This is a genomic window from Dyadobacter sp. LHD-138, assembly GCF_030929615.1.
GTDB lineage: Bacteria > Bacteroidota > Bacteroidia > Cytophagales > Spirosomataceae > Dyadobacter.
The window spans coordinates 1-8,970 of record NZ_JAVFVU010000017.1; the positions used below are offsets into that span (position 1 = coordinate 1).

The 8,970-nt window shown below is 43.4% G+C and carries 6 protein-coding genes; 2 read left to right on the forward strand and 4 right to left on the reverse strand.

Features of this window, described 5'->3' with window-relative positions; translation table 11 throughout:
- Nucleotides 1–324: 324 nt before the first annotated feature.
- From RB622_RS14795 to RB622_RS14805, 3 genes are read right to left on the reverse strand one after another with little or no spacing between them, the layout of a single operon-like run.
- Nucleotides 325–1,704, reverse strand: coding sequence for a glutamine synthetase family protein (locus RB622_RS14795; RefSeq protein ID WP_308047342.1), 1,380 nt, complete (start codon nucleotides 1,702–1,704; stop codon nucleotides 325–327).
- A 13-nt stretch (nucleotides 1,705–1,717) separates the two neighbouring features.
- Entirely contained in the window at nucleotides 1,718–2,341 is a 624-nt protein-coding gene (locus RB622_RS14800) for a DUF4230 domain-containing protein (protein ID WP_308047343.1), read from the reverse strand.
- Nucleotides 2,342–2,379: 38 nt separating this feature from the next.
- Nucleotides 2,380–3,387, reverse strand: coding sequence for a bile acid:sodium symporter family protein (locus RB622_RS14805; RefSeq protein WP_308047344.1), 1,008 nt, complete (start codon nucleotides 3,385–3,387; stop codon nucleotides 2,380–2,382).
- Between the two features lie 147 nt (nucleotides 3,388–3,534).
- Here RB622_RS14805 and RB622_RS14810 point away from each other — a divergent pair, with 147 nt between their 5' ends.
- Nucleotides 3,535–4,356 carry a glycoside hydrolase family 16 protein gene (locus RB622_RS14810; RefSeq protein WP_308047345.1) on the forward strand — a complete coding sequence of 274 codons (822 nt, stop codon included), beginning with the start codon at nucleotides 3,535–3,537 and terminating at the stop codon, nucleotides 4,354–4,356.
- A 59-nt stretch (nucleotides 4,357–4,415) separates the two neighbouring features.
- Here the strand turns inward: RB622_RS14810 and can are convergent, their stop codons facing one another.
- Entirely contained in the window at nucleotides 4,416–5,048 is a 633-nt protein-coding gene (gene can / locus RB622_RS14815) for a carbonate dehydratase (protein ID WP_308047346.1), read from the reverse strand.
- A gap of 361 nt (nucleotides 5,049–5,409) precedes the next feature.
- On the opposite strand from can, the gene ileS reads away from it, so the two are divergent.
- On the forward strand, nucleotides 5,410–8,844 hold the full coding sequence (gene ileS, locus RB622_RS14820) for an isoleucine--tRNA ligase (RefSeq protein WP_308047347.1): 3,435 nt from the start codon (nucleotides 5,410–5,412) through the stop codon (nucleotides 8,842–8,844).
- Nucleotides 8,845–8,970 lie beyond the last annotated feature (126 nt).

Here is an 8,970-nt window from a genome sequence, read left to right on the forward strand (position 1 = left end):
AGGAGTCGCCTCTTTCCGGCCCTTCAAATTTTTATCCTATTTCCTTCCCAAGCGTCGACCAAAAGGAGGCTCCTACGGAGCCAAATACATTGATACATCTGAACCTTTCCTACAAACAGGTAGCCACTGCGTAGCTCCGAGCATCCAAATAAAACAGCTAATTAAAAACATCCTATATTCTCTATCACGCTCCTTTAGGAGCATCCTGTTTATAGCAATGGACTTGCTCAACCACCCGCCTGACTCCTTAGGAGTCGCCTGTTGTCCGCTTCAATTCTTATTAAATTTACCAAAAACAGTCAGCTACCATGTGACTAAAAATCGTCAAATCCGTTCAAAATACCGTTTCCGTTCCCAGTCCGTTACCGACATGTCGTATGCATGCTGCTCTGTTTTGAAAAAATGGGTGTAATGCTCCACCACATCCTTTCCGAACGTCTCTTTTGCAAATTCGCTTTGTTCAAAAATAGCGGTTGCTTCTGCCAGAGTATACGGAACTCTCGGCAAATGCGCTGCGGCATATATATCCCCGACAAAACATTCCGGAGGTTCGATTTTATTCTTTATTCCTGCCAAACCCGACGCCAATGAAGCCGCGAAAGCAAGATATGGATTACAATCCGCACCGGGAATCCGGCACTCAATCCGTAAACTTGGTCCTTGTCCTACAACCCTGAATCCGGCCGTCCTATTATCATAACTCCACGCCAAACGCGTTGGAGCCCATGATCCGTCAACGAAACGTTTGTAAGAATTAACCGTAGGTGCGTAAAATGGCATAACGTCCGGCACATGTTTAATCCAGCCTCCTAAAAACCAGCGAAAAATATCTGAACCTTTCACCGGACCAAACTGCTGATCCCCGGCAAACGCATTTTTTCCGTCTTTCCACAAACTCATATGAATGTGACTGCTGGAACCCGCTTGTCCCGTCGCAAATTTCGCCATAAAAGTGACCGAAAAACCCATGGCATCAGCCACTTCCTTCATGCATTGTTTATAGATCACATGGTTATCGGCCATCGGGAGTGCCTCTGCGTAGCGGACATTTAATTCATGCTGCCCCAGCCCCCATTCACCTTTTGAAGTTTCAATCGGAACGCCTGAGTTTTTCAAGTGACGACGAACCGCCGAAGTATATTTTTCATTTCGCGTTCCCTGAAGAATGTGATAATCTTCCAGGTAATATCCAGCCGGCGTTAAATCCTGGTAATGTTTTTGAAAAGCGTCTTTGTAAGTATTTTCAAGCAGATAATATTCCAGTTCAGAGGCCGCAAAACATTTCAGATTATCAAAACCTGCCGCATTTTCCAGCTGTTTGTTCAATATAGAGCGTGGTGCAACCGGCACAGGTGCGTGTGTTTTTTCATCAAAAACATCACAAATAACCAACGCTGTTTTTTCAAGCCAATCGGCTATACGCAATGTTGACAGCTCAGGAACCATGTGAAAATCTCCGTAACCCAGTTCCCAATTCGCATAGGTATAACCCGGCACGGGCTCCATTTCCATATCAGTTGTAAGCAAATAATCACAGCCATGTGTACCGGATTTCAGCACACTGTCGATAAAATAATCCGCATCCACCCGCTTCCCCATCAGCCTGCCGTAATGATCCGTAAAAGCTACGATCACTGTTTCCAATTCTTCAAGCTCAACTTTTTTTTCAAAATCCTCTTGTGTGAGAAAACCTTTAACGGGCATAGGAAAGTTATGGTTAACGTAATTTATCTATTTTGGCACGCATTGGAAATTTAAGCATTACCTTTTTGCCGGAGGCTTTTTCCAGCATTGGGGTTAATATTTTTGTCGCATTTTCTTTTGTCTGATCCAGAATCCCCATATCCAGCGCCGATTTCTGAATCTGTTTTTCGGCTTGCAAATATGCTTCGTTTACCAATTTCCCTTCCTCCATAAAAGCATATTCGGTATTGTAAACTTTGGAACGTTCATGGTCAATTTTAAAAACGCATAGCTCCGGTTCCGGCATATTTACCACCAAAATTTCCTGTTCGGATGTGATATCCGCAATCTGTATTTTAGTTAAATCCACACAACCGATCGCCTCCCCCTGCACGATCAAAACCGCTTTTGCATTCGGCAGCCACGTTTTTACCACTTCCTGTTCCACGACATCCTTAAAATTATACTTTACCAGTTCCAGTTTACCCATGGCGGTCATTTCCTGCAATACCAGGGTATGAACCGTTTCGGTTCTATCTTTTCCCGAAACCCAGTCCGGAATCCAGTTTCCGGTACTGAAATTATCCCATATCGATTTTAGTCCTGCCAGAATAAGTACAAACAAAATCAATCGCAGGATGAAAGGAATCAATCGCATAATACGCTTTTAAATGAAAAACAGCTCTGACACAAAATTCACCGGGCCTCTGCAATTTCCGCATTCTTTCTCGCCATCCGTTGCGCCAGTACACTCGCAGCGATAAGCTGCAACGCGTGGTAGAGCATTATCGGCAGCAATATTACACCGGCATAAGACGCGCCTGAAAAAAGAACTTTGGACATGACAGCACCTTGAATCAGAGATTTCTTTGAGCCACAAAATACTGCTGTTATCTCATCTTCCCTACTAAAATGCAATAAACGACTAAAAAATCTCAGCATTAAAAAGATCAGGAAGAACAGCACCAGCATTCCTATTCCTAAAAGTACGATATCTTTAATTTCAAATCCACTAAATAAATGTTCGCCGAAAGACTCGCAAAAGGAAGTATATACAATCAGTAAAATAGTCGACTGATCAAAATACCGGATCTTCTTTTTGTTCCTTTCCGCAAAATCTCCCCAGGACTTGTTTAACAGCAATCCCAGACCAACCGGTAATACTACTTGCAAAGACAGTTTTCCGACTACTCCCATCAAATCAAAATGCCCGGAAGCAGTATCCAGCACAAGACCCATCCAGAGCGGCGTGATAAAAACTCCCAATAAACTCGATATGCTGGCGTTAAAAATCGCGGCCGGAATATTACCATGCGCGATCGAAACCATCACAACGGCAGACGAAACGGTTGAAGGCAGTGTCGTCAAAAAAAAGATCGACAACCATAACATTTCATTTTCTGAACCGCCGAAAAGCGGGCGGCAAGCGAGGGCAATAAGCGGGAAGAAAACAAATGTGGAAATATGGATCATGGCGTGCAGGCGCCAGTTGGTCAGGCCCGCTTTTAGTTTCTCGGGACTAAGACGAAGTCCGTAAAAAAAGAAAACAACAGAAACGCCATAGGTAGCAATTTCATTCAGCGGAACCGGGCTCGTTTTCATTCCCGGATACGGCCAAACATAGGCCAGCCCGATCATACCAATCAACGCAAGTAAAAAACCATCCAAACCTGCCTTCTGAGCTAAAACAACAATCTTATTCATGCACTGTCCAGTTACTAAATTCAAATCACATCCAGGGAAATGTTTACATAAGTTATTGGTACAACAACATTTGTAGTCTTTAGGTTATAACCCGTAATGTTTTTCACAAAAAATTCGCTCTTACAATAAGGTAAAATAGTATAATATATGAAAATAAATCCCGCATTTGTTATTTCCATTCTCTTTCTGCTGCTTAGCATTTCATCGCAGGCGCAATGGAAATTGGTGTGGTCCGATGAATTTGACAGGGACGGCAAGCCAAACGCAAGCAACTGGAAGGCTGAAAAAGGTTTTGTTCGCAATCACGAATTCCAGTGGTTTCAGGAAGACAACGCCTATTGCAAAAACGGCATGCTGATCATCGAGGCGCGTAAAGAGGAGGTTAAAAACCCAAATTATGTTGCGGGAAGCAAAAACTGGAAAGAAGAACGCCCCACTGCGCATTACACTTCTGCCAGTATGATTACGCAGGGTTTGCAGCATTTTCAATATGGACGTTTTGAAATGAAAGCCAAAATAGATACACGATCGGGGATGTGGCCGGCTTTCTGGACACTAGGCAATAAGGGCGAATGGCCTGAAAATGGCGAAATAGATATTATGGAATATTACCGCGGTACAATTCTCGCCAATGCGGTGTGGGGTTCTATGGAAAAATGGAAAGGGATTTGGAGTACCGTAAAAAAGCCGGTTTCAGAATTTAACGATCCGGAATGGTCCAGTAAATTTCACATCTGGCGAATGGATTGGGACGAAAAAAGCATCAGGCTTTATGTAGATGATCTTTTGATGAACTCCATTGATCTCGAAAAAACCTATAATGCGAAAGACCCGCATAAGAACCCTTTCCGACAGCCACACTACATTTTAGTCGGGATGGCCGTTGGCGGCGATAATGGTGGCGATCCTTCAAAAACTGAATTCCCGGCCCGTTACGAAATCGACTATGTTAGGGTTTATCAGAAATAACAGAGGTTCAAATCTCAAATAAAAATGGCGCAGGATTTACATTCTGCGCCATTTTTTATTTATTCAAAGTCATATCGATAGATATCCGTAATTTCGGTACCTGCCGGCATGTCAACGATCGGCTTGATGATTCCATTATTAAGGCCAAACACCCAGCCATGCAAATCCAGCTTTTGACCACGGTTCCATGCCTTCTGAATAATGGTTGTTTTTAAAAGGTTGTTCACCTGCTCCACTACATTAAGCTCAACCAATCGGTTGGTACGTGCAGTTTCATCCTCAATGGCATCCAGTTCAACCGCGTGTTTTTGATAAACATCTTTAATATTGCGCAGCCATTTATTGATCAATCCAAGGTCCTGATGCGTCATAGCTGCCTTCACACCGCCACAGCCGTAGTGACCGACAACCAGAATATGTCTTACTTTTAAAACTTCAACAGCATACTGGAGTACACTTAACATATTCATATCCGTGCTGACAACAAGGTTCGCAACATTTCTATGCACAAACATATCGCCGGGACGTGCACCTGTTAGTTCCTCAGCAGGCACGCGGCTATCGGAACAGCCAATCCAAAGAAAATCAGGTTTTTGATCTGCGGAAAGTCTGTCAAAATAATGCTCATCCAGTTCCAGTTTTTTAACTGCCCATTCTTTATTCGCTTCCAGAAGTCGTTGATATAGTTTCATCTAATTTTCGATCTAGGTTGTTTCGAGTGGCAATATAGTGTAAATCTGCGTTTCTATTACTGAAAAGCACATTTTCGAAAGTATTATCAGGGCGGAACAATTATTTCATTCCCCTTCTATTTATTCAAAACAGTCATTTTCTTAGCGCCGGATTTTACATTCCGGACAACATCAATACCCCTATGGATCGGCTTATCAGCTATTACTTTCTCCGATTTTTACAATATTACAAGTTCAACACGGCAATCATTATCCTGTCTCTTTCCCTTTCACCCAAAAAATCCGTAAATTTGCGGTCTGAAAATTTAGAAAGTGCCAAATAACGAAGCTGACAGCCAACCGCTGGCAGCTAACAGCCAATATGAACTACAAAGAGTATAAAAACCTCAGTTATCCACAAATTGGTGATGATATACTGAAATTCTGGAAAGACAATAGAATATTTGAAGCGTCGGTTGATACGCGTGAAGGTTCTCCCTCATTTACTTTTTATGAAGGCCCGCCTTCCGCTAACGGAACTCCGGGTATTCACCACGTGATGGCACGTTCGATTAAGGATATTTTCTGTCGTTACAAAACACTTCAGGGCTTTCAGGTTAAGCGTAAAGGTGGCTGGGATACGCACGGCCTGCCAGTTGAATTACAGGTTGAAAAAGAACTTGGCATTACAAAAGACGATATCGGAAAAACAATTTCCGTAGAAGAATACAATGAAAGATGCCGCCAGACGGTCATGAAATTTACGGATCAGTGGAATGATCTTACAGAAAAAATGGGCTACTGGGTGGATCTTGAAAATCCATACGTAACCTACGAAAATAATTACATCGAAAGCCTTTGGAGCTTACTTAAAAAACTGTACGACAAAGGATTGCTATATAAAGGCTACACCATTCAGCCCTATTCACCAGCTGCCGGAACGGGCCTTTCGTCGCACGAGTTGAACATGCCTGGCACGTACAAAGACGTGAAAGACACGACGATTGTGGCGATGTTTAAGGTAAAAACAGTGGAAAGTTATCCTGTTTTTGCAGATGTTACCGGCTTGGTTGATCTGCGCATATTGGCCTGGACGACAACACCATGGACTTTGCCTGCAAACTCAGCGTTGACGGTTGGGGCTAACATTACGTACGTATTGGTAAAAACCTTCAATCCTTATACCTACGAACCGGTTGAAGTGGTTCTGGCTAAGGATTTGGTTGGAAAATATTTTACCGAAAAAGGTGAAGACGGAGACTTTGAGGGTTATGCGGCGAGCGATAAGAAACTATTGCCGTGGACTGTCTTGAAGGAATTCAAAGGAAAAGATCTGGAAGGTGTTGAATATGAGCAACTGATGCCTTACGTTCAGCCTGACAAACCTGCTTTCCGGGTGATCATCGGTGATTTCGTAACGACAGAGGACGGAACAGGCGTTGTGCATACTTCGCCAACTTTTGGGGCGGACGACTTCCGGGTTGCTCATGCCAATGGAATCCCTGCCATTATGGTGAAAGATGAAAACGGCAAAGAAGTACCGATCGTTGACCGTCGCGGACGTTTTGTGAAAGAAATCACAGACTATGCAGACCGTTTCGTTAAACCTGAATATTACTCCGCGGAAGAACAGGCTGATCCGGAATTCCGTGCAACGGATGTGTTGATCGCTATCAGACTGAAAGAGGAAGGCAAAGCTTTTAAAGTTGAAAAATACGAGCACACGTATCCGCATTGCTGGCGTACGGATAAACCGGTATTATACTATCCGCTGGATAGCTGGTTTATCAAGACCACGGCGATGAAGGATAAGCTGGTTGAACTGAACAAAACCATCAACTGGAAACCAGAAAGTACCGGAACGGGTCGTTTCGGAAACTGGCTGGAAAACCTGGTTGACTGGAACTTATCACGTTCTCGTTACTGGGGTACCCCGCTTCCGATCTGGCGCAGTGAGGATGGAGAAGAAGTTTGTGTAGGCGCGATCAGCGAGCTGAAACGGTTGCTTGAAAAAGCGAATGCTTCCGGTAAATTGTCCTCAGAACAGGCGGAAAGCAACAAAACCTATCTTGCAAAACTGGGCGACGGAGATTTCGATCTGCACCGTCCTTATGTTGACAATATCTATTTTGTTTCATCACAAGGCAACGTCATGTTCCGCGAGCCGGATCTGATTGACGTTTGGTTTGACTCGGGTGCGATGCCTTATGCACAATGGCATTATCCTTTTGAAAATCACGAAATTTTCAACGAAAGTTATCCGGCGGATTTCATCTCGGAAGGTGTTGACCAGACACGTGGCTGGTTCTTCACGCTTCATGCGATTGCGGGCATGTTATTTGATTCGGTAGCATTTAAAAATGTCGTTTCTACCGGTTTGGTTTTGGATAAAAACGGAAACAAGATGTCAAAACGTCTTGGAAACGCCGTGGATCCATTCGAGACTTTGGGGAAATACGGTCCTGATGCGACGCGCTGGTACATGATCACCAATGCCGAGCCATGGGATAACCTGAAATTCAATATCGACGGAATCCAGGAAGTGCAGCGTAAGTTTTTTGGAACTTTGCTGAACACTTATAACTTCTTTGCCCTTTACGCAAACCTGGACGGCTATAATTTCCATGAAGCCACAGCAGTTCCTGTTGAAAGCAGAACAGAGCTGGACCGCTGGATTTTATCAAAACTGAATACGTTGATCAAAGAGGTTGGCGAGCAGTTTGACGATTACAACCCGACAAAAGCGGGCCGTTTGGTGCAGGATTTCGTAACAGATCAGCTTTCAAACTGGTATATCCGTTTGAATCGCCGCCGTTTCTGGAATCCATCCAGTGAAAATGCCGGATTAACGGAAGATAAAAAGGCAGCTTACGAAACTTTACAACATTGTTTGGTAACGGTTTCTCAGTTGATGTCGCCAATCGCTCCTTTCTTTGCTGAATGGTTGTACAAAAGCCTGACGGACGGAATAAGAGAAGAATCGATCAAAGCGAATTCCCACTTAAAATACGACTCGGTACACCTTACACATTGGCCGGTTGTTGAGTATAGCGACATCGACCTGGATCTGGAAGAAGCGATGGAAATGGCTCAGTCGATCAGCTCGCTAGTTCATTCGATCCGTAAAAAACATAAATTAAAAGTACGTCAGCCACTTTCAAAAGTATTGATCCCGGCTTTAACAGAAAAAACAAGTCGTCAGATCCATCAGGTTGCTTCGATTATCCTGTCAGAAGTTAATGTGAAAGATGTTGACGCCATCAACGATAACGACGGATTTTTCCATAAAAGAGCGAAACCAAACTTTAAGGTTTTAGGTAAAAAGTTTGGCAAGGATATGCAGGCTGTGGCGGAAAAGATCAAGCTTTGGGACAACAACGAGATCATGCAACTGGAAAAAGACGGACAGTATTTAATCACTGACCTTCAACCGGTAGCCGCGATTTTGATTGACGAAGTTGAAATTTATACCGAGGATGTTCCAGGCTGGTTGGTTGCAAGTGAAAACGGATTAACCGTGGCGTTGGATATCACCGTGACAGATGAACTTCGCCTGGAAGGTATCGCCCGCGACTTTGTAAACCGCGTTCAGAATCTGCGTAAAGATAGCGGGTTTGAAGTGACGGATAAAATAGAGATTGCACTTGAAAATAATAATGAATTGTTAGCAAGTGCAGTGATTGCCAATAGAGAATACATTTGTCAAGAAGTACAAGCTATGGATTTGAGGCTTGTTCCAGAGTTAATTGGTGAGATCAATGGTGAGATTGAAATGGATGAATTTCTGTTAAGAATAAATATTGGGGTCGTTTCGTAATAAATCAGAGACTGTAAAATGAACTCTGTCTAAAAGTTTTAACTTTAAGACAGAACATGGAAAAGACGGAATTCGAACAGATGCGCGATAAGGCGCTCGAACAGTTGATGAAAGGACAATCATTAA

Coding starts and splice junctions, on each gene's coding strand:
- RB622_RS14795 (WP_308047342.1), bottom strand. CDS start 1,704: ATGCCCGTTAAAGGTTTTCTCACACAAGAGGATTTTGAAAAAAAAGTT.
- RB622_RS14800 (WP_308047343.1), bottom strand. CDS start 2,341: ATGCGATTGATTCCTTTCATCCTGCGATTGATTTTGTTTGTACTTATT.
- RB622_RS14805 (WP_308047344.1), bottom strand. CDS start 3,387: ATGAATAAGATTGTTGTTTTAGCTCAGAAGGCAGGTTTGGATGGTTTT.
- RB622_RS14810 (WP_308047345.1), top strand. CDS start 3,535: ATGAAAATAAATCCCGCATTTGTTATTTCCATTCTCTTTCTGCTGCTT.
- can (WP_308047346.1), bottom strand. CDS start 5,048: ATGAAACTATATCAACGACTTCTGGAAGCGAATAAAGAATGGGCAGTT.
- ileS (WP_308047347.1), top strand. CDS start 5,410: ATGAACTACAAAGAGTATAAAAACCTCAGTTATCCACAAATTGGTGAT.